The sequence below is a fragment of the Thalassospira sp. ABD4_177 genome, assembly GCF_056160125.1.
Map to the genome: position 1 here is coordinate 41,003 of NZ_JBSWWO010000006.1, position 25,786 is coordinate 66,788.

The 25,786-nt window shown below is 55.5% G+C and carries 18 protein-coding genes; 11 read left to right on the plus strand and 7 right to left on the minus strand.

What is annotated here, in order from left to right; translation table 11 throughout:
• Positions 1–54 precede the first annotated feature (54 nt).
• From ftsA to ACXAF0_RS19010, 8 genes are all read left to right on the plus strand, one after another.
• A complete protein-coding gene (ftsA, locus tag ACXAF0_RS18975) occupies positions 55–1,266 on the plus strand; it encodes a cell division protein FtsA (RefSeq protein ID WP_475347392.1) in 1,212 nt (403 codons plus the stop codon).
• Between the two features lie 187 nt (positions 1,267–1,453).
• Positions 1,454–3,109, plus strand: coding sequence for a cell division protein FtsZ (gene ftsZ, locus ACXAF0_RS18980; RefSeq protein WP_475347393.1), 1,656 nt, complete (start codon positions 1,454–1,456; stop codon positions 3,107–3,109).
• Positions 3,110–3,445: 336 nt separating this feature from the next.
• Positions 3,446–4,414 carry a UDP-3-O-acyl-N-acetylglucosamine deacetylase gene (gene lpxC / locus ACXAF0_RS18985; protein WP_475347394.1) on the plus strand — a complete coding sequence of 323 codons (969 nt, stop codon included), beginning with the start codon at positions 3,446–3,448 and terminating at the stop codon, positions 4,412–4,414.
• Between the two features lie 278 nt (positions 4,415–4,692).
• Complete coding sequence (locus ACXAF0_RS18990) at positions 4,693–5,463, plus strand: outer membrane protein assembly factor BamD (protein WP_475347413.1); 771 nt, start codon at positions 4,693–4,695, stop codon at positions 5,461–5,463.
• 254 nt (positions 5,464–5,717) lie between these two features.
• Positions 5,718–7,388 (plus strand): DNA repair protein RecN, encoded by a 1,671-nt coding sequence (gene recN / locus ACXAF0_RS18995; protein WP_475347395.1) that lies wholly within the window; start codon positions 5,718–5,720, stop codon positions 7,386–7,388.
• Positions 7,389–7,437: 49 nt separating this feature from the next.
• Positions 7,438–9,546, plus strand: coding sequence for an NAD-dependent DNA ligase LigA (gene ligA, locus ACXAF0_RS19000; RefSeq protein WP_475347396.1), 2,109 nt, complete (start codon positions 7,438–7,440; stop codon positions 9,544–9,546).
• A 27-nt stretch (positions 9,547–9,573) separates the two neighbouring features.
• Positions 9,574–9,966, plus strand: a complete 393-nt coding sequence (locus tag ACXAF0_RS19005) for a hypothetical protein (RefSeq protein WP_475347397.1) — start codon at positions 9,574–9,576, stop codon at positions 9,964–9,966.
• A complete protein-coding gene (locus tag ACXAF0_RS19010; protein ID WP_475347398.1) occupies positions 9,938–10,528 on the plus strand; it encodes a thermonuclease family protein in 591 nt (196 codons plus the stop codon). The genes ACXAF0_RS19005 and ACXAF0_RS19010 overlap by 29 nt, the downstream gene beginning before the upstream one ends.
• A 26-nt stretch (positions 10,529–10,554) precedes the next feature.
• Here the strand turns inward: ACXAF0_RS19010 and ACXAF0_RS19015 are convergent, their stop codons facing one another.
• Positions 10,555–11,565, minus strand: a complete 1,011-nt coding sequence (locus ACXAF0_RS19015; protein WP_475347399.1) for a DMT family transporter — start codon at positions 11,563–11,565, stop codon at positions 10,555–10,557.
• Between the two features lie 140 nt (positions 11,566–11,705).
• On the opposite strand from ACXAF0_RS19015, the gene ACXAF0_RS19020 reads away from it, so the two are divergent.
• Positions 11,706–12,611, plus strand: coding sequence for a LysR family transcriptional regulator (locus tag ACXAF0_RS19020; protein WP_475347400.1), 906 nt, complete (start codon positions 11,706–11,708; stop codon positions 12,609–12,611).
• A gap of 79 nt (positions 12,612–12,690) precedes the next feature.
• Here the strand turns inward: ACXAF0_RS19020 and mgrA are convergent, their stop codons facing one another.
• Positions 12,691–13,743, minus strand: a complete 1,053-nt coding sequence (gene mgrA / locus ACXAF0_RS19025; RefSeq protein ID WP_475347401.1) for an L-glyceraldehyde 3-phosphate reductase — start codon at positions 13,741–13,743, stop codon at positions 12,691–12,693.
• Between the two features lie 158 nt (positions 13,744–13,901).
• Complete coding sequence (locus ACXAF0_RS19030) at positions 13,902–15,926, minus strand: aminopeptidase P family protein (protein WP_475347402.1); 2,025 nt, start codon at positions 15,924–15,926, stop codon at positions 13,902–13,904.
• Positions 15,927–16,181: 255 nt separating this feature from the next.
• Between ACXAF0_RS19030 and ACXAF0_RS19035 the strand changes: the two genes are divergently transcribed.
• Entirely contained in the window at positions 16,182–16,373 is a 192-nt protein-coding gene (locus ACXAF0_RS19035) for a hypothetical protein (RefSeq protein WP_475347403.1), read from the plus strand.
• Positions 16,374–16,573: 200 nt separating this feature from the next.
• Positions 16,574–17,311, plus strand: a complete 738-nt coding sequence (locus tag ACXAF0_RS19040; protein WP_475347404.1) for an SDR family oxidoreductase — start codon at positions 16,574–16,576, stop codon at positions 17,309–17,311.
• 17 nt (positions 17,312–17,328) lie between these two features.
• Here the strand turns inward: ACXAF0_RS19040 and ACXAF0_RS19045 are convergent, their stop codons facing one another.
• From ACXAF0_RS19045 to ACXAF0_RS19060, 4 genes are all read right to left on the minus strand, one after another.
• A complete protein-coding gene (locus tag ACXAF0_RS19045; protein ID WP_475347405.1) occupies positions 17,329–20,922 on the minus strand; it encodes a PAS domain S-box protein in 3,594 nt (1,197 codons plus the stop codon).
• A 19-nt stretch (positions 20,923–20,941) separates the two neighbouring features.
• Complete coding sequence (locus tag ACXAF0_RS19050; protein ID WP_475347406.1) at positions 20,942–22,027, minus strand: HD domain-containing phosphohydrolase; 1,086 nt, start codon at positions 22,025–22,027, stop codon at positions 20,942–20,944.
• A 373-nt stretch (positions 22,028–22,400) separates the two neighbouring features.
• Complete coding sequence (locus ACXAF0_RS19055) at positions 22,401–23,282, minus strand: 50S ribosomal protein L11 methyltransferase (RefSeq protein ID WP_475347407.1); 882 nt, start codon at positions 23,280–23,282, stop codon at positions 22,401–22,403.
• Between the two features lie 74 nt (positions 23,283–23,356).
• Entirely contained in the window at positions 23,357–25,711 is a 2,355-nt protein-coding gene (locus ACXAF0_RS19060; protein WP_475347414.1) for a UvrD-helicase domain-containing protein, read from the minus strand.
• Positions 25,712–25,786 lie beyond the last annotated feature (75 nt).

Here is a 25,786-nt window from a genome sequence, read left to right on the forward strand (position 1 = left end):
ATTCAGAGCATTCAATTGGCACGCGGCAAAACCAGATCAGGATTGATTGCGGCTTTGGACATTGGAACGTCCAAGGTCTGCTGTTTTATTGCGCGGCGTGAAAAGGACCAGCCGCCCAAGATCATCGGCATTGGTCACAACATGTCCAAGGGTCTGCAAAGTGGATCCATTTCCAATCTGGATGCGGCACAGGAAGTCGTCCTTGCCGCAGTCAACGCCGCTGAGAAAATGGCGGGACAAACCATCGACTCGGTGATTGTAAACCTCTCAGGTGGTCGCCCGGAATCGGAAACCCATACGGTTGAGCTCCCGCTTGGTTCCCGTCCGATTGGCAATCTTGAGATCCGCAAACTCAATGACCAGAAAGAAGCCCTTCTGCGTCAGGCGGGTGATGAGCTGATCCACACTGTGCCGCTTGGCTTCCGCCTTGATGGCGCCAATACCATGAATGATCCGCGCGGCATGTATGGATCGACCCTTGGTCTTGATCTGCATTTTGTCCGCACCCAGACTGCCCCTTTGCGCAATCTCGATACCCTGCTCGCGCGTTGCCATCTGGCGATTGAAGAAACCGTGGTCACCCCGCTGGCATCGGGCCTTTCTGCCCTGACACCCGATCAACGTGATCTTGGTGCGACCGTGATCGACATGGGGGCTGGGACAACCAGTGTTGCCGTGTTCAACGCCGGTCAGGTGGTTTACACGACCTCGATCCCGGTAGGTGGTGCACATGTCACGCGTGATATTGCCTATGGGCTCAATACGTCGCTTAACCATGCGGAACGTATGAAAACCCTGCATGGTAGTGCCCTGACATCACCGTCTGACGATCAGGAAATCCTGGCCGTTCCGACCATTGGGGATGAGGACGAAAACAACTTCAATCATGTGCCGCGCTCGATGCTCATCAACATCATCAAGCCGCGTCTTGAAGAAACCTTCGAGTTGATTCGCGATCAGCTCGAAGAACATGGTCTGTCACAGATTGGCGGCCGCAGCATCGTTCTGACCGGTGGCGCCAGTCAGCTTAATGCCATCGCCGATCTGGCCAGCCAGATGTTTGAACGTCCGGCGACCATTGCCTTGCCGCATGGGGTTTCCGGCCTTGCCGAAGCCACGGCTGGCCCGGCCTTTTCGGCCTGTTCCGGCCTGCTTTTGCGCGCCGTTGCTCAACAAAACGACCCGCTGAGCGAAGCCATGGCGCAAATCCGTCAATCAGGTGGGCGTTGGGGCCGTTTGGGCGCCTGGTTCAAAGAGAACTTCTAGTACGTAAATCAGGCGTACTTTTTTCTCCAATTTTCTGAAAACTTTTAGCCGTATTAAGAAGGCAATAACTCTTTGCCCGCTAAAACGAACTTGGAGGTCTTGTGCCCGAAGCATTTCTGGCACGCACAGGCAAAGGGAAGGCTTGTGTGATCTTTAAGCTCTAAAGCGCGGAGAGGAAGAGCAAACAATGAGTACAATCAATTTTTCCGTTCCAGAAACGGAAGAAAACCTAAAACCGAAGATCACCGTTATCGGTGTCGGCGGTGCCGGCGGCAACGCCGTTAACAACATGATCGCATCCGAACTCGAAGGATGTGACTTTGTTGTTGCCAACACCGATTCTCAGGCCCTGACCCAGGCAAAAGCAACGCGTAAGATGCAGCTTGGCCGCAAGATCACCCAGGGGCTGGGTGCAGGCGCACGTCCGGATGCAGGCAGTGCCGCCGCAGAAGAATCCATTGAAGACATTCAGGCGCAGCTTGAAGGCAGCCACATGGTATTCATCACCGCCGGTATGGGCGGTGGTACGGGTACCGGTGCCGCCCCGGTCATTGCACGTGCCGCCAAAGAGGCTGGCATTCTGACCGTCGGGGTTGTTACCAAGCCGTTCCATTTCGAAGGCACGCGCCGCATGCGCACCGCCGAACAGGGCATAGAGCAGCTTCAGCAGTATGTTGATACCCTGATCATCATTCCGAACCAGAACCTGTTCCGGGTTGCGAATGAAAAAACCACGTTCGCAGATGCCTTCCAGATGGCCGATGACGTTCTGCGCAACGGCGTGCGTTCGATTACCGACCTTATGATGGTTCCCGGTCTTGTGAACCTTGACTTTGCCGATATCCGCACTGTGATGAGCGAGATGGGCAAAGCCATGATGGGTACCGGCGAAGCATCGGGTGAAAAACGCGCCCTCGAGGCAGCCGAAGCCGCAATAGCCAATCCGCTTCTTGAAGATGCTTCGATGAAGGGTGCCCGTGCGGTCCTCATTAACATCACTGGCGGCATGGATATGGCGCTGTATGAAGTTGACGAAGCCGCGAACCGTATCCGCGAAGAAGTCGCTTCTGAAGCCAACATCATCTTTGGTTCGACCTTTGATCCGACCATCGAAGGCGCGCTTCGCGTTTCTGTCGTGGCAACCGGTATCGACGCCGAAGAAGTTCGCCGTCCGCAGCCAACCACGGTTTCCGTCGCACAGCCTGTGGCACCGAAACCGGCAGAACAGCCAGCAGCCGCCCCGTCCTTCGCACAGCATGGTGCCGGCAATGCAGCCGCCGCTGCAGCTGAAAACACCGCCGCTGGCGATTACGCAGGTGGTGGATCGGTTGATCACATTCCGGCGGATCGCTTTGCTGCCACCGGCAGCGCACAGCAGCCGGAAATCAGCCATCAGGCCGAAGCACAGGAAACCGGTTCGATTGAAATGGGCCAGACGGTTCTCAAGCCGAAACCGGTTCTGCGCGCTGACAAGCCGACCGAAAAAACCACCAGCAACGGCGACATGGCCTTTATTCCGCCGCGCGCTGTAAGCCCGAGCGAAGCCGAGCACAAACCGTACAGCCCGGATGTATTCGAAGCAGCCGATGCCCAGAATGCAACCTCTCCGCGTTCGGTTCTGGGCAGCCTGTTTGGCAAGAACAAAACCGCCAAGGAACCGCAACACCACGCGGAACCGAAAGTCTCGCAGCCGCAGGCACCTGCCCCGCGTCAGACCGAGATGCCCCTTGGCGAAGACAGTGAACCTGTCATGAAGAAGGAGCCCGCTTCCCGGGGCAAGACGCAAGGCGCGTCTGATGACCTTCTTGAAATTCCGGCCTTCCTTCGTCGTCAGGCCAACTGACGACGATCTCCGCGCGAAGATGGGGGAGGCGGCATGCCTTCCCCTTTTTTTTGGGTGCACCAGATTACATGACGCAACACATCCCTGCCTGTGATCAAAGCCCCCAACCCCGGACTGTTACAGATATCGCGAAACACTAATTGAATTTCAATTTTATTATTTAATTTCAATTACATATGAAGTTTACAAAGCGTAACAAAGAGTGATTTGAGTGATTGTTCGATCCTCTGTAATGTTTGAAACTAACAAAGCAGGGGCCGACGGGTTTGAAGACGGCTTTAAACATGCTTTGACTTTGATTGATGACAAACTGACTGACCTGATTTGGGGGTTCCTGTGAACAATATTGCCGATCTTGGTGCTGCCATCGCGCAGACAGGCCATTCCGGTGACGGCTATGTGGCCCAGCGCACGTTGAAAGCCTCCATCGGTTGTGCCGGTGTCGGTTTGCATTCCGGCCAGAAGATCCGCATTACCCTGCACCCTGCCCCTGCTGATCATGGCATCGTATTTCGCCGCACGGATCTGGATGACCAGCCGCTGTTTCCGGCACGTTACGATGGTGTGATTGATACCCGTCTTTGCACCTGCCTTGGCGATGCGTCCAAGGGCATCAAGATTGGCACCATCGAACATCTGATGGCTGCCCTTGCCGGATCGCGCATTGATAACGTTCTGATCGATATCGATGCCGATGAAGTTCCGGTCATGGATGGCAGCTCCGCCCCATTTAACTTCCTTATCGATTGTGTCGGCATCGAAGAATTGGATGCCCCGCGTCAGGTCATCGAAGTCCTCAAACCGATTGAAGTCGAATATAACGGCTGCACCGCGCGGGTCGAGCCGGCCAACGGGTTCGAGATTGATTTCGAAATCGATTTTGCCAGCAAGGCGATCGCGAACCAGCGCATGTCTGTCAAATTTGATGACGGCGTATTTGTTGCCGATATTTCGCGCGCACGCACCTTTGGCTTCCTGCATGAAGTCGAAGCAATGCGCTCTGCCGGTCTGGCACGTGGCGGGTCGCTTGATAACGCTGTTGTCCTTTCCGGTGACGAAGTCATGAACGAGGAAGGCCTGCGCTACGAAGACGAGTTCGTTCGCCACAAAATCCTTGATGCGCTGGGCGATCTTTATACCGCTGGCAAGCAGCTCCAGGGCAAGGTCACCGCGTACAAATCCGGCCACCACGTCAACAACCTGCTGCTGCAGGCCCTGCTGGCTGATGAAAGTGCTTATCGGGTTGTTCCGCTGTCCAAAGCAGCCCTGCGCGGCGTTGCCGAGCCGGTTCTTGCCACCGCCTGAAGCCAGGCTGGATTGGTTATCTTATGTTGAAAGTGGCGGCCCGTGTGGTCGCCATTTTTTATTGCGCGGAGCAAATTTCGGCCCTTTGATCCGGCTTGCGATATCTGCGGTCAAATAAAAGTCGGCAATTGACGACACTACTACTTGCCCAAGCACGCCCTTCACATGATATAGTCCGGCGGATTTTACGGTGAGTGCATCACAAATTTCGAGGATAGGTCACAGTGCTAAGTACCGTTCGCGCCAAACAACTCATTGCCATTTGCGGCGTGTCGCTGATGCTTGCGGCATGTTCAAGCAATGAGGCACCGGAATATGTCGAACGTCCGGTTTCCGAACTGTATAACGGTGCGCAGGACCTGCTTGACGCCAAGGAATACCAGAAAGCTGCCGAGGCATTTGACGAAGTTGAACGCCAGCATCCCTATTCCGTCTGGGCGACCAAGGCGACCCTGATGTCGGCCTATGCCTATTATCAGGACAACGAGTATGACGATGCGATCAACGCACTCGATCGCTTTATCTCGCTCCATCCGGCAAACCCGGATGTGCCTTATGCCTATTACCTCAAGGCGCTGTCCTATTACGAACAGATTTCCGATGTTGGCCGCGACCAGCAGATGACCCAGCACGCGATGGATGCGCTTGATGACGTCATCCGCCGCTTCCCGGACAGCAAATATGCCCGCGACGCCAAGCTGAAAAAGGACCTGACGGTCGATCACCTTGCCGGCAAGGAAATGGATGTCGGGCGCTATTATCAGGACCGCAGCGAGTATCTGGCAGCGATCAACCGCTTTAAATCGGTGATCGAAAATTACCAGACCACCACCCACGTCCCCGAAGCCCTCGCACGTCTGACCGAATGCTATCTTTCGCTTGGTCTTGAAGGCGAAGCCAAACGGACCGCTGCCGTTCTGGGCCACAACTTCCCGGGCAGCGAATATTACAGCGAATCCTATAGCCTCATGCTTGGCGAAGACGCCCCGGAGCGCGAAGAGGAAAGCTGGTGGGATTCCACCACAAACTCCATCTCCAGCCTGTTCTGATTTCAGGTCGCCGAACCGTCGCAAGGCCAAGGGTTTGCTTGACAATCCGCCTTGCGACAATATAGAACAAAAAAAGAACAACTTGCGGTTAGCATCTGAAATTACTGCAGTTTGATCAAACGTCGTTATCGCGACTGACTTGAAGGCTGTTTCGCCCTCGCAAGGCTTGCAAGGCCGGGCGGGATTGGGCACTCTGCAAATTCACAATTGGCTGTACCTGTCTGCTGCTCCGTTAACAACATCAGTACCCAGCAATGCTTCGACGCCTCAGCATTCGGAATGTAGTCCTTATCGACAAACTGGATCTCGATTTTCACGACGGGCTTAGCGTGCTCACAGGTGAAACGGGTGCTGGTAAATCGATCCTGCTTGATTCGCTTGGACTTGCCCTGGGTGCACGCGCCGACAGCGGCCTTGTCCGCCACGGCTGCGACAAATGCAGTGTCACTGCAACCTTCAACCTGCCGCAGGGCCATCCGGTTTTCACCCTGCTTTCCGATCAGGATATCGACCTTGAAGGCGAAGACCTTGTCGTGCGGCGTGTGGTTACCTCTGATGGTCGATCGCGCGCCTATGTCAATGATCAGTCCGTGTCAGTTGGCCTGCTGCGCGATGTTGGCAATTACTGCGTTGAAATTCAGGGCCAGTTTGACCAGCACGGCCTCCTTGATCCGACCACACATCGCGCGACCCTTGATGCCCATGGCAATCTTGGCACGCTTGCCATGACCGTGCGCGATCACTGGCGGGCATGGCGTGAAACGCAAAAGGAACTCAATGCCGCACGCACCCGCATTGAGCAAGCCCGCGAAGAAGAAGAATGGCTGCGCCACGCCGTGGATGAGCTTGAAAAGCTCGCCCCCGAAGAAGGCGAAGAAGAGCGCCTGGCCGAGGAACGCCAGTTCCTGATGCATGGCGAAAAGCTGGTCGCGGCCCTGAATGATGCCGGATCGGAACTTTCACGTGGCAAGGGGGCAGAAAGTGCGCTTCGCAGTGCGCAGCGCTGCCTCGAACGCGAACTTGAAAAGGCCGATGGCCGGTTTGAACCGATCATCGAGGCCCTTGATCGTGCGGCCATCGAACTTGAAGAAGCCAATCGGTCGATCTCTGCAACCTTGGCTGATCTTAATCTTGATACCGGCCATCAGGAAAATGTCGAGGAACGCCTGTTTGCCCTGCGCGCGGCCGCCCGCAAATACAATGTGCCGGTCGATGGCCTTAATCCCCTGATGAAGGATTTCCGATCCCAGATTGATCAGCTTGAGTTCGGGGAAAAGGAACTGAACCGCCTGACGGCTGCCGTTGCCGAATATCGCGACGCTTATATTGCCGCGGGCAAAAAACTGCATGATGCGCGCAAGGAAGCCGCTGCCAAGCTTGACGGTGCAATCAATGCTGAATTGCCGCCGCTTCGTATGGAAAAGGCCCGCTTTGTCACCGACATTGCCGAGCTTGAAGAAGCCGACTGGGGTCAGGACGGTATTGACCGTGTGCAATTCACCGTCGCCACCAACCCCGGAAGCCCACCCGGCGCGCTCAACAAGATCGCATCAGGCGGTGAGCTTTCGCGCTTCCTGCTGGCCCTTAAGGTCGTTCTGGCCCGTGTTTCCGCCGTACCCAGTCTGGTCTTTGACGAAGTTGACAGTGGCGTTGGCGGGGCAACGGCAGCGGCAATTGGTCAGCGCCTGCATCTTCTGGCCAAGGAACGCCAAATCCTTGTGATCACGCATAGCCCGCAGGTTGCGGCCCGTGGTCGCACGCATTTCTATATCGCCAAGCGCGAGGCAGAAGGCACCATGGTCACCCGTGTGGACGCCCTGATCGATGGCGCGCGGCGCGAAGAAATCGCCCGTATGCTGGCTGGTCATTCCGTGACAGCCGAGGCCCGCGCGGCAGCCGACAGTCTGCTTGAACAACCCAATTGATCCCGACGCCAACGTGTCGGCCCAACCTTGAATACGGAACAAAAAGAATATGAGCGCCGAACACGCGTCAAACATGTCCGATCTTCCTGAAATGCCGTCGTCGAGCACCGATGCGCGCAAACAACATGCGGAAATTTCAGACCGCATCCGGTCTTATAACGAGGCCTATCATGTTAATGACGACCCGCTGGTTTCGGATGCGACCTATGACGCGCTGTTCAATCGCCTGATCGAACTGGAATCGCACTACCCGACGCTCAAGAAAAACAGCCCGACACAGGAAGTCGGCGCCGCCCCGGCAGAAGGCTTTGCCAAGGTGAAGCATGCCCGTCCCATGCTGTCGCTCGGTAATGCGTTTTCGCGCGAAGACATTATTGATTTTCTGGCCCGTATTCGTCGCTTCCTGAACCTGACCGCGCACAGCCCGGTCGAAGTGGTGGGCGAACCAAAGATCGATGGTCTTTCCCTGTCGCTGCGCTATGAGAACCGCGAACTGGTCACCGCTGCCACCCGTGGTGACGGGTCGGAGGGCGAGGATGTTACCGCCAATGTCGCCCATATTGACGACATCCCGAAAACACTTCCCGATGATGCGCCCGACGTGGTCGAAATCCGCGGCGAGGTCTATATGGCGCGCTCAGCCTTTCAGAAACTGAACGCAACACAGGCCGAGACCGGTGGCAAAACCTTTGCCAATCCGCGCAACGCGGCTGCCGGGTCGCTACGCCAACTTGATCCATCGATCAGCGCCAAGCGCCCGCTGCGGTTCTTTGCCTACAGCTTTGGCGAACTGTCCGAAAGCCTTGCCCAGACCCAGTGGGATTTTCTCAATAAGGTCGAAGGATGGGGTTTTGTCACCAATCCCCTGACCCGGTTGCTGCATGATGCCGATGACATCATGGCGTTCTATGACGAGCTCGGCACACAGCGCCCGGACCTTGATTACGACATTGATGGCATCGTCTATAAGGTCAACGATTTCGAACTTCAGCTGCGCCTTGGTTTTGTCAGCCGATCGCCGCGCTGGGCAATTGCCCATAAATTCCCGGCGGAAAAGGCCCGCACCCGCATCAAGGCCATCGACATTCAGGTCGGGCGCACCGGTGCCCTGACCCCGGTCGCACGGCTGGAACCGGTCACGGTTGGCGGTGTCGTGGTATCGAACGCCACCCTGCATAACCGTGACGAGATCGACCGTCTGGGCGTTTGGGTGGGTGATCTGGTGGTTGTCCAACGTGCCGGCGACGTCATCCCGCAGGTCGTTGAGGTTATTCTTGAAGAGGATGGCAATCATCCCACAGATGCCACCCCTTACGAATTCCCCACCGAATGCCCGAAATGCGGTAGCCACGCCATGCGCGAAGAAGGCGAAGCCGTCACGCGCTGCACCGGTGGTTTGATCTGCCCGGCACAGGCGGTTGAGCGCCTGAAGCATTTCGTATCGCGTAATGCCTTTGATATCGATGGCATGGGCGCCAAGAATGTCGAGGCGTTCTTTGAACTGGGTTGGCTGAAGTCACCTGGTGATATCTTCCGCCTTAAAAGCGATCATGGCGATGCCATTCGCAAGCTTGAAGGTTGGGGCGACAAATCCGCCACCAAGCTGTTTGATGGCATCAATGAACGCAGAACCATCGGGCTGGATCGATTTATCTATGCGCTTGGCATTCGCCAGATCGGGCAGGCCACAGCAAAGCTTCTGGCCCGTCATTATGGATCACTGGCGGAATGGCGCAGCGCAATGGTCGCCGCCAATGAGCCCGATAGCGAAGCACTGCGTGAACTGATCAATATTGATCAGATCGGCCCGGGTGTCGCCAAGGATCTGATCGAGTTCATGGCCGAGGATCACAACCGCGAGGTGCTTGATGATCTGCAGAGCCTGTTGACCATTACCGATGTCGAAGCGCCCACCGTCAGTGACAACCCGGTCAACGGTAAAACCGTTGTCTTTACCGGTAAGCTTGAGCTGTTTTCACGCAGCGAGGCCAAGGTCAAAGCCGAAAGTTTGGGTGCAAAGGTCGCCGGATCGGTTTCGGCAAAAACCGATTATCTGGTTGCGGGGCCGGGTGCAGGCTCCAAATTAAAGAAAGCAGAAGAATTAGGTGTTACAGTGCTTGATGAACAAGGATGGCTTGATCTGATTGCTGCTGAATAAAAATGTTCTCATTCGGGAAGTGTGCTGATGGAAGACCTAGGAAGTTTCTTTCGCCGTTATGTCGACGCCCATCTCAAGCTTGAAGAAAACGCGCTTGATGAATTCTTTCACTTCCCGTGCCTGATCAATGATCTGTCCGGTGTTCAGGCGATTGCCAATTCATCTGATCTGCACAAATACCATCAGTCCTTTTTCGAAGAACTGAAAAACGCTGATCTTGCCATGGCCAAATCCATGGTGGTTGAACAGCATTCCGCCCTACCCGGCGGCGCGCGCGCGATTGTTTCGTTCCGCTTTGGCAATTCGGAAAACAACCTGATCTTTGATTGCGACTATGCCTTTGCGCTGCTCAAGCAGGATGATCAATGGAAAGTCATCTTCGCACAGCTTGATGAAATCAGATACAGCGACCTGTATTGAGGCCCGCATGGCGCCCCTGTTTCCCCATCACCTGATCAGACTTGGTCTTGTTGCCCTGATTCTGGGATGTGTCCCAACCTTGGCAAAGGCCGACCCGGACTTTGACACCTTGGCAGGACCGGCACGCGCGATTGATGCAGATACGCTGGAATTCGGTTTCCGACGGATTGATCTCTGGGGCGCGGATGCCATGAACCGGTTCCAGAAATGTCTGGTCAATGGGCAAAGCACGGCCTGCGGGGCAGAGGCATGGCAAATCACGACCAACCTTCTTGTGGCCACGCCGATCACCTGTGAAGTGCGCGGCAAGAACCGGTATCATCGCAATATGGCCGTCTGTCGTAATGCCAACGGGGTCGATATCGGCCAAAGCTTGATCCTGCGTGGCATGGCGGTTGCCCGCCCTGATCAGATGCCAGAATACGAGGCCTATGAAAATCAGGCCCGCCAGGCACGCAGCGGTGTCTGGGCCGGGGAGTTTATCGATCCGCTGAAATGGCGCCGCGGTGAACGGTTACCAGAACATGAGATCGAAGTCCGCCGCTGGCAACGCGACGAATAAACACCAGACAGCAGACACCAAACGTCTTAGCGTTGCGATGGCCCGCCAGTTGATGCGAACGGGCGCGCCAACAACCTGCCCAATCCCGCCAGGGTGAAGCTGTTTTTAAGTGACGCCACACCCAACGTGACGACGACAAAGCCGATCAATTGCGGAATGGTCAGAACTTCGCCAAGGAACAGCCAGGCAGCAAAGAATGTCATGGCAGGGCCGGACAATGAAATCAGCGATGCCTGTGTCGCCCCGACCCGGCGAATGCCTTCATAGAGCAGGAAGAACGGGATAACGGTGCAAAAGATCGAGATGCCCACCGTCCACATGATCCCGGCCATATTGAGGTTCAGCGGGTTCTGCACGATCAGCTCGTAAATCACCATGCAAATCCCCGCCGCCGTGTTGATCAGGGCGGCAAAATGCATGGAGCCAACCGTCGTAATCATCCGCTGCCCGAAATAAAGATAAATCGCATAGGTCAGTGCGGAACCAAACGCCCAGGCCGCCCCGTACCACAAACTGTCCGACACTTCGCCAAACCCATCAGGGGCAAGAACCAGAACCAGTCCGACATAGGTAATGACAAAGCAGACAATTTGGCGAAATGGCGGGAAGCGCCGCTTATGAAGTGCTTCCAGGATCATCACCACGGCGGGGAAGGTAAACAGCACAATCCGCGAGACCGTGACATCAATCAGCGAGACGGCGGTGAAATCAAACAGGGCGGCCAGAAAAAACATACCGCCATAAAGCCCGCCCCATGCCAGATCGACCGGTTTCATTTTGCGTTCGCCCGGCCGGTTCTTGCCAAACAGAACCACACCAAGCCAAAAGAACGGCATGGCAATCAGAAACCGCAGCAACAACAATCCATCCACCGTCATACCGGTGGCATAAACAAACTTCGCCAAAAGGCCCTTCATGGCCAAGGCAACAGTTGCCAGCAAAACGATGGTCAGGGCAGAACCCGCAGGCGACACGACAGCGGCTGCTGTCGGAGCGACCTTTGCTTCGGGCTCAGAAGGTGACGGTGGTGGCGTCATGAAATTCTCCGGTCCTCTCTTGATTGCCATAGTCACCTGCAAACTGCCATTATTCAATTCGAATTATTTGCTATCAGATATCAGCTTTGGCTATATCTGTTTATCTTGGCATTGCAGGAACCCGCGCAGGATCACGACGCATGGATATCAAACAACTCAGAAGCTTTGTGCATATTGCCGAACTCGGAAGCCTGTCACGCGCGGCAGAACGGCTGAACCTGTCGCAACCGGCGCTCAGTCGGCAGCTTAATCTGCTTGAAGAAACCCTTGATACCAAACTGCTCGAACGTACCGGTCGTGGTGTCAAACTGACCGAGGCGGGCCAGATGCTGGCCGAACGGGCGCGTGTTATTCTGACCGACCTAGCAAGGCTTGAAGCCGATCTATCCGCGCGGAGCAGCCAGGTCACCGGTCATGTCCATGTCGGGGTCCCACCGAGTGCCGGGATCGTCATTACCGGTGCACTGATTGAAACCCTTCGGGATCGATATCCTGATCTCAATGTCACGGTCGCCGAAGACCTGACCGGAGATGTGCAAGAAGGCCTTCTATCGGGGCGTCTTGATATCGGCATTCTTCATGACGGCATGATTTCGCGCAGCCTGCATGCCGAACCGCTATGGCGCGAAGACCTGTTTCTGATTTCCCATCCCTCTCAGGTCGGCGAACAGGAAACCGAAATCGCCTATGAGGATGTCCTGTCCCTGCCCCTGATCATGCCAACCAACAAGCATGGCCTTCGTGCCATGATGCAGGAAGCGGCCTTTCGCGCCGGACGTCCCTTGACGCCCGTGGTTGAGGCCGATGCGCTTCGTGTGCTGGTTGACCTTGTGACCCGCAATGTCGGGCACACGGTTTTGCCGCGCAGTTCACTGGTTCAGGAACTGTCAACCGGCCGGCTGATGGCGCGACGGATCACCAATCCGGAACTCTCCCGCAAGGTGATGCTATCCTGGCTTCATGACCGTCCACTCAGTGCTGGCGGCAAGGCTGTTGTTGATACATTGCATGATCTGGCCGGAACCGTCCCGATGGCCAATCAATAAAAACCCGCCCACCCCAAACAAAAACCCCGACCGGGGGCTGCTCTGGTCGGGGTTTTCATCATGATATTTGGGACGGGTATCAGACGGGTGCCTGACTGTCCGAGGACTTCTGCCAAAGGTTCACACCGCCATCACCGGCATATTTATCGATCTCGGCCAGTTCTTCTGCGCTGAATTCAAGATTGTTAAGCGCATCAAGGCTGTTATCGAGCTGCTGAACGTGGCGCGCGCCAATCAGGGCAGATGTTACCTCGGGGCGACGCAGCACCCAGGCAATCGCCATCTGCGCCAAAGTCTGCCCACGGCGTTTGGCGATTTCATTCAGCGCGCGAACACGATCAAGGTTTTCGTCTGACAACATACCCGGCTGGAACGATCCTTCGAGTGCGGCACGGGAATCTTCGGGCACACCATTCAGATACTTGTTGGTCAGAAGTCCCTGTGCCAACGGCGAGAAGGCAATACAGCCCATGCCAAGCTCGGACAGGGTATCAAGCAAACCATCCTCGACCCAGCGATTGACCATGGAATAGGACGGCTGATGGATAACACATGGCGTTCCCATGTCTTTAAGGATCGCATGCGCTTCGCGGGTCATTTCCGGGGAATAGGACGAAATCCCGACATAAAGCGCCTTGCCCGACCGCACGATTTGATCAAGTGCGCCCATGGTTTCGGCAAGCGGGGTGTTGGGATCAACCCGGTGCGAATAAAAGATATCGACATAATCCAGGCCCATCCGTTTCAAGCTTTGATCAAGGCTTGAAATCAGATATTTGCGCGATCCCCATTCGCCGAACGGTCCTGGCCACATGCGATACCCCGCCTTGGTCGAAATGACCAACTCGTCACGATGGGATTTCAGATCCTGCGACAGAACCTTACCAAAGTTTTCTTCGGCCGAGCCCGGCGGCGGGCCATAGTTGTTGGCAAGGTCAAAATGAAACACACCACGGTCAAAGGCACGGCGGATCATGGCCCGCTGGGTTTCATAAACATCCACGCCACCGAAATTCTGCCACAGACCAAGTGTGATTTTCGGCAGAAGCAATCCACTGCGCCCACAACGGTTCCAGTTTTCATCCTGATAGCGATCGGGATTTGCCATCCACTGGGCTTCGACTTCAGCCATATGTTCCTCCAACTTTCAGAAGCGGTTTGCCGCTTTCCTTGAATCGATCCAATACCGTCTTATAGCGACATTAGATCTGGTTTGTCAGTGCGAGGATGCAAAAAGCCGCGCCTGAAACCGACGCGGCCTTGCTGAGTGCATCTCGCCCATTGCCTGGGTCAGTCCTGTTTCTTTTTGATCGGCGCCGTTGCCTTTTGCAGCCATTCACGATGATCCTCATCAAGATCATCGGCATACATCGCATAGACCTGTGCATGGTAATCGTTAAACCACTGCAACTCGTCCTTGGTCATCAGTTCCGGATCGATCAGCTTGCGATCAATCGGCGAGAAGGTCAGGGTCTCAAAGCCAAGCATCTTGCGATCTGCACCAATCGGCGCATCGATTTCGGTCACCGCAATCAGGTTTTCAATCCGGATGCCGTATTCGCCTTCCTTATAAAAACCTGGTTCGTTGGAAACGATCATGCCAAGCTTCAGCGCCACCTTGTTTGGCGCCTTGGAAATGCGTTGTGGGCCTTCATGCACACCAAGGTAACTGCCAACGCCATGCCCTGTGCCATGGTCAAAATCAAGCCCGGCTTCCCAAAGCGGCATGCGTGCGAGCGTATCAAGCTGCTGGCCGGTGGTGCCCACCGGGAACACGGCGCGGGCAAGGGCAATATGGCCCTTGAGCACCCGGGTAAAGCGATCACGATGCTCCTGTGTCGGTTCGCCAATCACGGTCGTTCGGGTGATATCGGTGGTGCCATCAAGGTATTGCGCACCGGAATCAATCAGGAAAATCTCGCCCGGCGTGAGTTTGCGGTTGGTTTCCGGGGTATTGCGGTAATGGCAAAGCGCCCCGTTCGGACCACTGCCCGGAATGGTTTCAAAGCTTGAATCGCGGAAAAGCGGATCCTCGGCCCGCATCGACAGCAACATGTCGGCTGCCGCACGTTCATCGATGTCACCACCGCTTGCGGCTTCATCAAGCCATTTGAAATACCGGATGATCTTTTCGCCGTCGCGTTTGTGGGCCTTGCGCGATCCTTCGAGTTCGACGTCATTCTTGCACGCCTTGGGAATGGCAACCGGATCACGCCCGACACGCACGGTTGCGCCGGCTTCGGAAAGCTGCATGCGCAGCCAGTCGGCGGCTGTGGCTTCATCCAGACGCACGGACTGATTGCCCATCGCCTGCAGGGCACCGGCAAGTTCACCCGGCGCGCGCAAAGTTGCCTCGCCCGACAGCCAGGCGACGGTTTCTGCGGCAATCTTACGCTCATCCATGAACAGATCGACCGAGGCATCACCATTAATGATCGCATAGCCAAGGGCCAGCGGCGTTTGCGGCACATCGGCACCACGGATATTCAAAAGCCAGGCAATGCTGTCAGGCGCAGACAAAATGGCGCTATCGCACGAAATGCGTGACAGGATTTCAGCGATCTGGGTGCGCTTTTCAAAGCAGGACTTGCCGGCATATTCCATCGGATGCGGGCGCACCGGACCAAGTGGCAGATGTGGCTGGGCATGCCAGATCGCATCAATCGGGTTGGTATCAATCGCAACCAGCTCCGCCCCGGCGGCATCGCATGCAGAACGCAGATGGTTTGCCTGCTGCACGGTATGCAGCCACGGATCATAGGCCAGTTTCTGCCCGGATTTCAGATTGTCGTGCAGCCACCCCACCACCGGTTCTTCGACCAGATGGCGGTATTCAAACAGGTCACGGTCAACCTGCTGGCGGACCTGAATGGTATAGCGGCCATCAACAAAAACCGCAGCCTTGTCACGCAGAACAACCGCTGCCCCGGCAGACCCGGTAAAGCCGGTCAACCATGCCAGACGTTCGGCCCGGGCCGGGACATTTTCGCCCTGATGTTCATCGGCACGCGGCACAACAAAGCCATCAACGCCCTTGGCGGCAAGATAAGTGCGCAGGGCATCAACACGGTGTGCGGCGTCAAAATCATCCTTGGCCATTTTAAAGCGGCTTTTGCGTTCGTCGCGCAAGGCCAGCAACTCGGCCCGCAATGCGTCATCCGGGGATGGACAGATCAGATCGATCCAGTCTTCTCGCGTGCTGCCTTCGGCGGCGGCCAGAACACCGTCAATCAGATCAATGACAGCGCTAACATCCTTGTCGACATTGGCGGCTTCTAGCAGCTTGGCAAGTTGAGCATCACCGGAAATGGCCATGAAGATCCTCTTTCATCCTGTGGGGCATCGGGCGGGTGGTACGACTTATGTAAGGGTTTGTACCGACGTGGCGCAAGCACCAAACGCCACATCGGTATGCTACGCCATTTTGGACGCGGGAAATACCGGTGCATGCATCCGGCGTATGAATGCCTTGCAACCTTCGCAATGCACATTAGTCAAAGGTTAACGTATGACAATCCCATGACAAAAAGATGGCCCGTCGGGACGTCAATTTGCTGGAGACCATGAACGGTGATCCGTTTTCCTATTACTGCCTTAAGCGTCATACAATCTCGTCGTCGCCAGACGGCCTATGACGGCCTTGAGCGCTTGACCCTGGGTCAAAAAGCTGCGCTCGGTCTTGATATTGGCCCTGCCCATCAGGCAGACGACATCGCGGATCGTATTCCATATGATCAGTACGATGCCCAAAGCACGGAATAACGGATCAGTCCCGCCCGGGTTGGTCTGACATCAAATGACGACGCGCAGGATCACGGTTCATGATCCTTGCGGCATTTTTGTCTTTTTCCCTCTGAAACGGCCCTGCTTCTCCACAGCAGGGCCGTTTCTTTTTGACCAATTCCAATCTGACGCGTCATAGTGGCCAAAACACCAAAACATGATGCGAAGTGGGAGCAAAAATGGCCCGGACAGTTCTGATTACCGGTGGATCGCGCGGCATCGGGCGCGCCACAGCCGTCTTGTTTGCATCCAAGGGCTGGAACGTTGCGTTCAGCTTTGTTGGCAATCATGACAGTGCAGATGAAACGTCGGCACTCTGCGAACGCGCCGGTGTCACTGGCAACGTGATTGCACGCAAATGCGATGTCCGTCTCGAAGAAGATGTTATCGCCCTGTTTGACGCTGCTCGCGACAGGTTCGGCTCAATCGACGGTGTGGTAAATAACGCGGGCATCGTCGCCCCGCAAAGTACGCTTGCGGACATGGATATCGAGCGCATGAAGTCCGTGTTTGATACCAACATTCTGGGGGCCTATCTGGTCGCCCGCGAAGCAGCACGCAGCCTTCATTCCGGCACGGCCATTGTGAATGTATCCTCCGTGGCAGCAAAACTTGGATCGCCGGGCGAGTATGTTGATTACGCTGGGTCCAAAGGCGCGGTTGATACCCTGACCATCGGCCTTGCCAAGGAACTTGGCCCGATGGGTATTCGCGTCAATGCCGTACGGCCAGGGATTATTGAAACCGACATCCACGCAAGTGGCGGGCGCCCGGAACGGATTGCCGAACTCGGGCCATCCTGCCCACTGGGGCGCGCTGGTGATCCCTACGAAGTTGCCCAAAGCATCTTTTGGCTGATCTCATCGGATGCGTCCTATGTGACGGGCAGCATCATCGACGTGTCCGGTGGCCGTTAAAAGACCAACCACCCCACCTATTTTACTTCCCCGAGGTCGGCATCCGACTGGTTGGTGGCAGACGTGGTTAAGCTTTCTGCGTCCTTGGCTTCGCCAACCACGTCGGCCAAACCGTCATGCAGCTCCATGATATCAAGCGGTTTGGCCAGAATACGCGAAACCCCAAACGCCTTGAAAGACTCCGTGACCTCGTCAGACGCATAGCCTGTCATGACCACGACCGGAATGTCATTGCCCGCCTCTCGCAGATTTTCGACCAGTTTCAAACCGGTCATGCCAGGCATTGTCTGATCGGTCAGAAGCCCGTCGAAATGGGCATCCGGCTTGCTCAGCGCTTCAAGCGCCTTGGACGCTTCGTTGAAGGTGACGACTGAATAGCCGATCCGCTCCAACATGCGTGCACACAGCTTAAGGTTTTTTTCTTCGTCATCGACAACAGCAAGCCTGCCACCAGAAGTCGCAGTCAAAGCCTCTGTACTGCGTGTTTCTTCCGGTGCTTCACGGTCATGTTCGGGCAGCAGAATGGAAAAGCGGGTGCCCTGCCCCAAACGGCTATAGACGGAAACCTCGCCCTTATGTCCGGCAATGATCCCGTGCACGGTCGACAGGCCAAGGCCCGTGCCCTTGCCCGGCTCCTTGGTGGTAAAGAAGGGGTCAAAGATCTTTTGGGCTGTTTCGGGCTCCATGCCCACCCCGTTATCCACCACACTGATCTGGATATAGCGCCCGGACGACAACAAGGGGTGCATTTCCAGACTGTCTTCGGTGACCTCAAACGGGCATGCCTTCACCCGGATATCCCCCTGATCGCCGACCGCGTGATAGGCATTGGTAATCAGGTTCATCAGACACTGATCGAGCTGTGTGGCATTCCCCATCACGGTCATGGACTTCGCACCCAGCTCCACCTTGATCGAGACACTTGATGGCAGGGACCCACGCGCAAACCTAACAGTCCCCTTGATCATGGAACCGACATCAATCGGTGATCGTTCGGTTTCGGAATTACGGCTGAAGGCAAGAATTTGACGAACAAGATCACGCGCGCGGTCTGCCCCCTGCCGTATTTCCATCACATCATCACGCAGCGGGGAATCTTCGGGCAGATCGGTATAAAGCAACTCGGCATAGCCGCTGATGGGTTGCAGGATGTTGTTGAAATCATGCGCGATGCCGCCTGCCAGCACACCCATGGTTTCCATGCGCTGGGAATGGCGCAGCTGTTGTTCAAGCTTTTCACGTTTGCGTTCGGATTGCAGTCGTTGAAGTTCGGCGGAGGCCCGTGAGGCAAATACTTCGACAATCGACCGGGCCAGTTCCGGATCACCCAGTGGCTTGTCCGATACGGTTACCAGAATGCCGTTCGGCTTGCCTTCATTGTCATAAAGTGCTGCCCCGACATAGCCGACAACATCAATGTCGGTCACCCGACTGACATCAGGCATGATGTTCTGGAAACTGTCCTTACAGACAAAGACACCTTCCTTGAGAACCCGTTCCCCGGCCGATCCTGCCAGGGCGAAGTCAAGCCCGCCGCGCCCGGTTTCCGGGGAGTAATACGCCACGGATTTCACGCGGTCACCGACGATTTCCGCAACGTGGCAATAGGTCATATCAAGGGTTTCGCACAGAACCTGCGTCAGGTTTTCAAAGAACCCTTCACCGACCTGAAAGCGAATACCGCGATAAATCGATTCCAGTGTTCCCTGATGGCGCTCGCGCTCTGTGACATCGAGTGCGAAGCTTGCGATACAATCAAGTTCACCATTGGCATCAAAGATCGGGCTTTCATACCATTCACAGATGATACGGCTTCCATCCGCTTTGACATTCTCGAACCGGTTATTGACGCTGTTTTGCGTTTCCATGATCCGCTTGATCAAGGTCCGCAGACGCCCGCGATCTTCTTCTGGCACCAGAAGCTCAAGCTTCTTGCCCACCATCTCATCGGCACTATAACCAAACAAATGGCAGGCAGTCTCGTTGACCTCGATAATGGTGCGATCCGGCGTCCAGTAAAACACACCGATTTTGGCATTGTTAAAGTGTGCGCGAAGACGGCGCTGATTGGCTTCGAGCTCGCTTTTGGCGACTTCAAGATCGCGCCTGTAGCGCATGCGTTCAGTTATATCTCGGCAACTGATGCGAATGCCCAAATTGCCACCGTCACTGTCAGCAATCGGCTGCCAGGACATATCAATACCGATCCGGCGGCCATCCTTGTGAACACCAGTGAATTCGCGGTCGCTGCCCGAAAGGCCTTCGAGCCCCTCGCTGATATAATGGCGCACGCGATCACGGTCTTCGGCCGCGACGAATGACAGTGGATAGTCATCAAGCGCCATACATTCATCAACCGTGTAACCCAGAACACGTTCGATGCCCGGGTTCACCCAGATCAGTTTCCCGTCCGGCGCGATCCAGCTTTCCCAGCCATAGGTGTAATTGGCGACCGCTTCAAAACGACGGCGCGAGAAGCTGAGTTTATCATTGGCTTCCATCACGCTTTTCATGCCTGCTGCCGCGGCTAACAATCCGCCAGCAGTGTGCGCAAAGACAATTTCATCAGGCCGCCAGGATCTTTTGCGACCGACCGCCTCAAAACACAGTATGCCCAGACGCCCGGCTGCAGAAATCAGCGAAACATCAAGGATCGACTTGACGTTCATCGGGATTAAGTAGGAGTCCGTCAGCTCGGACGTGCGGGGGTCGTCCACGGCGTTTTCCGCATCAACGACCTGTCCAGTTTCAAGCGCTGCGAAATATCGCGGCAAGTCTGAACGCCTTAAAATCATCCCGTCATGCTTGGCCGATGGATTGTTGGCATCAAACAACCCGACACACTCGACGTCACCATCATCTTTTTGCAGCCAAAGACTGGCGCGTTCGCAATTCATCAGGGTGGCAAAACGCTTTAAAGTCGGGCGGAAAGATGCATTTTCAATGCGATCAAGTGACGAGAAATGGTTGGCGACCTCGGTTGCACTTTCACGTATTTGCTCAAGGAACCTTTTGCCCGACATCAGCTCATTTTGGGATCGCAGCTGATCGACACTCATCTGCAAAAGCGCCTGTCGCATCCAGACGACACCAACAACAATGGATGCGCTCATCCAGGTATAGCCAAACAGCACCGATCCCCAGACAGGGATTGTGTGGGGTACACTGCCGCTATCCCCGATCAGGCCGCCATCCAGCCCAAAGACGCGCATCGCGCCAACGCCGATGATCACCAAAAAGCAAAACACTCCATATCGAACGGTTATCGATAACGACCAGAACAAGGCAACCATCACTGTCGCAACGATCAGCATCGCCATGCCGCTGGCAGGCGAGAACTTGACGAGATAAAGCATCGACATCGCCGTCATTGCCATCGCGATGACACGCGACTTGACCTTGGTGGACAGGCGCTTGCGCGCAGCAAGACAAATGACAACAGGAACAAAAATGGCCAGATGGATCAGCTCGACGGCAAGCGATCGTTGGCTGGCCTCGCGCAACATGGACGCTACCAATGCCGGCAGGCCACCAATCGACATGACCACAAGCATGAAATCGGCAATGCGGTTTTTGGTCTGACCCAGAATGGCGTTTAATCTTTGCGGCATGGGCTGTCAGGTTCCGTTGTCAGACCAACTGGTCGGGCATACTGTTATAGATGCTTTCAAAGCGGCCATGATGATCGGCAAAAAGGCCCAGAAGCATGGGATCAAACATTTCAGGTGATGTCCGCTCGTCGCCTTTGGTAATGATTTCGACAGCTTCCAGATGGGCATAGGGCGGCTTATATCGACGTGAACTGCGCAATGCATCATAGACGTCTGCCAGCGAGACAATCCGGGCGATCATCGGGATATCGTTGCCAGACAGACCGGCACAATATCCAGATCCTTCCCAATGTTCATGATGATAGCGCGCAATCACGGCCGCCTGTTCGATCACGGGATTGTCCGAAGAACTCAGCATGGCGAAACCGATTTCGGTATGGCGCTGCATGGTTTTGAATTCTTCGTCGGTCAGCTTGCCATTCTTGAGCAGCACTTCATCCGGCACCCCGACCTTGCCGATGTCATGAAGAATACCCGCGAGCCGGATGGTGCGTTGAACATTCTGATCCAAACCGGCCATGTCGGCTAATAGCTGCGAGTACAAGCCGACACGCACGCAATGCTCGGCAGTCTCAATATCCCGGTACTGCGAAATCAAGCTGAGCCGGTCGATCATTTCCTGCTCGGCACCGCCGAGTTTGCGGGTGATGTCATCAAGGGTTTTTGACTGGCTGATATTTTCAAGTTCAAGCTTGCGAACCCGTTCCCCTTCTTGGTCGCGTTCCAACAAGCGCGCCTGTGCATCCAGGGCGGCGCGTTCGAGTTCGGCACGCTCAATCGGCTTATCAAGGAACTCGCGCACGCCAAGACGCAGTGCGGTAACCGCGTCCGACTTGTCCCCGTCTCCAGTTAGAAGGATAAACTCAAAGTCACGTTTGTATTCTTCGATCACCCGTTTGACGAATTCCAGCCCACCGCAATTTGGCATGCGCAAATCAGAAACGACCAGACGCAGTGATGCATCAGCGCGCACTTTATCGAGCGCTTCCAGCCCATCCGATGCGACGACCACGTCAAACCCGGCACGTTCGAGAATGCGTGCAAGCAGTTTGCGGATGGGGGGCTCGTCATCAACAACGAGAATACGGTGCTCAAGCTCGCTCAATCGGTCCTCTCCCTATGCGACGTGCGACACTACCAGTGAATAGATAAAACCTATCCTTTGGTATTGCATATTACAACATACGCAGAAGATGACAAAGCGGATTTCATGCGCAGCAACGGGCTTTCACCAAGTGTTTCGCGGAAATTCTGGCACAAACCAGTGATTGCAGATCAGCCGGGGAGCTCCGCCGATACCGTGATTTTGATCGCTGTTGCGCAATTAAATCGCGAATCGAAGTTACAAAGGGCAAGAATTGGCTCCTTGCGCGCAAGTCAGCCTCAATGGAAATTGATCCACAGGCAGAACAAAAAACGGCTGCCCACCTGATCTGATGGGCAGCCGACAAAACCGTTTGATTTTAGAATTCTATGGGTTAGCCAACGACCAGTGTCGTCCAGTTCTCGACCTTGAAGCGGTTGATCAGAGACAATCCGACTTCACGATAGGCCGACAGAACAAACTGTTCCTGATGCGCCAGAAGCCCCGACAGGATCACAACGCCGTCTTCCGAAAGCGTGTTGGTCAGATCATGCGCCATGGCGCGCAGCGGGCGGGCAAGGATGTTGGCGCAAACGATGTCGTAATACCCGGCGTCACTGACACGGGAATCCTGAAAACCGTTTGAATGAATGGCGGTAACAAGATCGGCAACCTTGTTGGTTTTGGCATTTTCGCGGGCAACGCGCACCGATGCCGCATCAATATCAGCCATCATCACCGGGCAGCGCCAGGTTTTGGCACAGGCCATACCCAAGATGCCTGACCCACAGCCCATATCGAGCGCGTTATAACGCGGACCACGTTTCGCCAGCCAGTCAATGGCCGCGAGACACCCTTTGGTGGTTTGGTGTTCACCAGATCCGAATGCCAGACCGGCATCAACCTGCAGCGCGGTTTTGGCGACCGGGAGTTCCTCGTCCCAATGCGAGCCATGTACAAAGAACCGCCCAACCGAGATCGGCTTGAAGCTGCGCAGGTTTTCACCAACCCAGTCTTTCGGCTCATACGTCCCGAACGTTACCGACGGTGTTTCAATGCCAACAGCAGATGCCATGATTGAAACCGCGGTTTCCACAGCACCCTTGTCAAACATCTCGCCAGAAAAGCCTTCAACCCGCCAGGGCGCTGTCGGATCGCCATCACGTTCGAAATGCGACAACGCATCGCAGTAATCAAACAGCGCGTCGGCAAAGACTTGCGCATAGGCGCCATCAACTTCGAACTGGAAGTTGTAGCAAAGAACGGGTTCGGTCATATCGCTTCTCGCTTGTGTGGGCGGCGAAACTGCACTGCCCGGTTAAATCGGTGATCCGAAAAGTTGGCTGGGGCTTACCCCGGTAGGATAAAGCTGTCGACCACTTTCTTCGTGCCGACACTTTCGAAGTGGATTTCAAGCTTGTTGCCATCCACGGACCGCACAGTGCCCGATCCGAACTTGCGATGACGCACCGTATCGCCAACCTTGTATTTCGACGATTTCGAATTGGTGGTGTAGCTGGTTTCCCCGTCCGGCTTCACATCAATCACATTCTTGCGCACGCGATCCTGCCAACCGCTGGACGCAAATTTGCGATCTCCTGCGCCCAATGTCTTGTTGCGATCCGATGCACCGTCGCTGGCCCAGCTTGGCATCTTCATCCAGTCATCCGCCCCCCAAGCGCCCGGGGAATGATTGCCCCCATGCCCACCCAGGCCGGTATCGCTGCTGCGTTCGATATGCTCATCAGGCAACTCATCGACAAAGCGCGATGGCAGGGCAGATTGCCACTGGTTATAGATGCGCCAATTGGCGGCATAGCAAATGGTCGCGCGTTTGCGTGCACGGGTAATCCCGACATAGGCCAGACGACGCTCTTCTTCGAGGCCCTTGACCCCGCTTTCATCCATGGCGCGCTGATGAGGGAATACGCCTTCTTCCCAGCCGGGCAGGAAGACATAGTCGAACTCAAGTCCCTTGGCGGCGTGCAGGGTCATGATCGTGACTTTTTCTTCGTGATCGTTCTGCGCGTTTTCCATCACCAACGATACATGCTCAAGGAAGCTGGTGAGGTTTTCAAACTCGCCAATCGCGGAAACCAGTTCTTTGAGGTTTTCAAGCCGACCCGGCGCATCGATTTCCTTGGAGGCCCGCCACATGTCGGTATAGCCGCTTTCATCAAGGACGGTCTCGACGACCTCGACATGGCTGCTGTTGCCAAGCATTTCACGCCAGCGTTTGAAATCCCCCAAAAGCCCACCGATGCTTTGACGCATCTTGGGTTTGAGTTCTTCGGTATCGATCAGATCGCGCGCCGCATCGGGCAGCGATATCGCCTGATCGCGCGAATATTGATGCAGGGTTTGAAGCGTTGCCTTCCCCACCCCGCGCTTGGGCACATTGACAATACGTTCAAACGCCAGACTGTCATTGGGTTGTGCAACAAGGCGGATATAAGCCAGTGCATCCCGGATTTCCTGACGCTCATAGAAGCGTGGGCCGCCAACAACGCGATACGGAATGCCAAGCGTAATCAGGCGTTCTTCAAATTCACGGGTCTGGAACCCGGCACGCACCAGAATGGCAATCTGCGATGCGCCGACACCCTTGGTTTGCAGGGCCTCAATATCTTCACCGATCAGGCGTGCCTCGGCTTCCCCATCCCAAACACCTTTGACAAAGACCTTTTCGCCGGTATCGATTTCCGTCCAAAGCTGCTTGCCCAAGCGTCCATCATTGAACGTGATCAGTTTGGACGCGGCCGCAAGAATATGTGGCGTGGATCGATAATTCTGTTCAAGACGCACGACCTTGGCGCCGGGGAAATCTGTCTCGAACCGCAGGATGTTACCGACCTCGGCCCCGCGCCAGCTATAGATCGCCTGATCATCATCGCCAACGCAGCAGATATTGCGGTGAACCATCGCCATGGCCCGCAGCCACAGATACTGCGCCACGTTGGTATCCTGATACTCATCGACCAGAATGTAACGGAAGGTGTTCTGATATTGCTTCAGAACTTCCGGGTGCTGCTGGAAAAGTGTCAGGCAATGCAGCAACAGATCACCAAAGTCGCAAGCATTGAGGACTCTGAGACGATCCTGATAAATCTTGTAAAGGTGTTTGGCCCCGCCATTGGCGAACTCGACACTTTCATTGACCCGCTCAGGCGTCAGGCCCTTGTCCTTCCAGCGCTGAATGATTCCCATCAGCTGCTTGGCCGGCCATTTTTTCGGATCAATCTGCTCGGCATCCATGATCTGCTTAAGCAGGCGGACCTGATCATCGCTATCAAGAATGGTAAAGTTGGACTGCAACCCGATCAGATCGGCATGTCGGCGCAACAAGCGCGCCGATAACGAGTGGAAAGTCCCCAGCCACCAGCCTTCAACCGGCCGTCCAAGCGCCTGCGCCACACGTTCCTGCATTTCCTTTGCCGCACGGTTGGTAAAGGTCACAGCCAGGATCTGCTGCGGGTGCAGGCGCTCAGATTGCGACTTGGTTTCCAGAAGATGCGCCAGACGCGTGGTCAAGACGCGCGTTTTTCCGGTCCCCGCCCCTGCCAGAACCAGCAACGGTCCATCAAGGGTTTCGACAGCATCACGCTGCTCGGCATTCAGGTTGTCGAGATATGCCGGGGTCGGTGTGTCGGCCAGACGCATTTCGGGGCTGGCGGCGAATTCATCAATTTCGAACGGATCATCCATCATGATGGCATATATATCACGCTGTGCATCAAGAGCCAGCCTTGCATCCGCAACGGCCATGCAATTTTCCCTGTT

What these genes read in the sequence shown, in the direction of transcription:
- ACXAF0_RS19030 (WP_475347402.1), bottom strand. Translation starts at nt 15,926, where the DNA reads ATGGCCATTTCCGGTGATGCTCAACTTGCCAAGCTGCTAGAAGCCGCC.
- ACXAF0_RS19055 (WP_475347407.1), bottom strand. Translation starts at nt 23,282, where the DNA reads ATGACCGAACCCGTTCTTTGCTACAACTTCCAGTTCGAAGTTGATGGC.
- ACXAF0_RS19010 (WP_475347398.1), top strand. Translation starts at nt 9,938, where the DNA reads ATGAAATCAGATACAGCGACCTGTATTGAGGCCCGCATGGCGCCCCTG.
- ACXAF0_RS18990 (WP_475347413.1), top strand. Translation starts at nt 4,693, where the DNA reads ATGCTTGCGGCATGTTCAAGCAATGAGGCACCGGAATATGTCGAACGT.
- ligA (WP_475347396.1), top strand. Translation starts at nt 7,438, where the DNA reads ATGAGCGCCGAACACGCGTCAAACATGTCCGATCTTCCTGAAATGCCG.
- recN (WP_475347395.1), top strand. Translation starts at nt 5,718, where the DNA reads ATGCTTCGACGCCTCAGCATTCGGAATGTAGTCCTTATCGACAAACTG.
- ACXAF0_RS19020 (WP_475347400.1), top strand. Translation starts at nt 11,706, where the DNA reads ATGGATATCAAACAACTCAGAAGCTTTGTGCATATTGCCGAACTCGGA.
- ACXAF0_RS19040 (WP_475347404.1), top strand. Translation starts at nt 16,574, where the DNA reads ATGGCCCGGACAGTTCTGATTACCGGTGGATCGCGCGGCATCGGGCGC.
- ACXAF0_RS19015 (WP_475347399.1), bottom strand. Translation starts at nt 11,565, where the DNA reads ATGACGCCACCACCGTCACCTTCTGAGCCCGAAGCAAAGGTCGCTCCG.
- ftsZ (WP_475347393.1), top strand. Translation starts at nt 1,454, where the DNA reads ATGAGTACAATCAATTTTTCCGTTCCAGAAACGGAAGAAAACCTAAAA.
- ACXAF0_RS19005 (WP_475347397.1), top strand. Translation starts at nt 9,574, where the DNA reads ATGGAAGACCTAGGAAGTTTCTTTCGCCGTTATGTCGACGCCCATCTC.
- mgrA (WP_475347401.1), bottom strand. Translation starts at nt 13,743, where the DNA reads ATGGCTGAAGTCGAAGCCCAGTGGATGGCAAATCCCGATCGCTATCAG.
- ACXAF0_RS19045 (WP_475347405.1), bottom strand. Translation starts at nt 20,922, where the DNA reads ATGCCGCAAAGATTAAACGCCATTCTGGGTCAGACCAAAAACCGCATT.
- ACXAF0_RS19060 (WP_475347414.1), bottom strand. Translation starts at nt 25,711, where the DNA reads ATGGATGATCCGTTCGAAATTGATGAATTCGCCGCCAGCCCCGAAATG.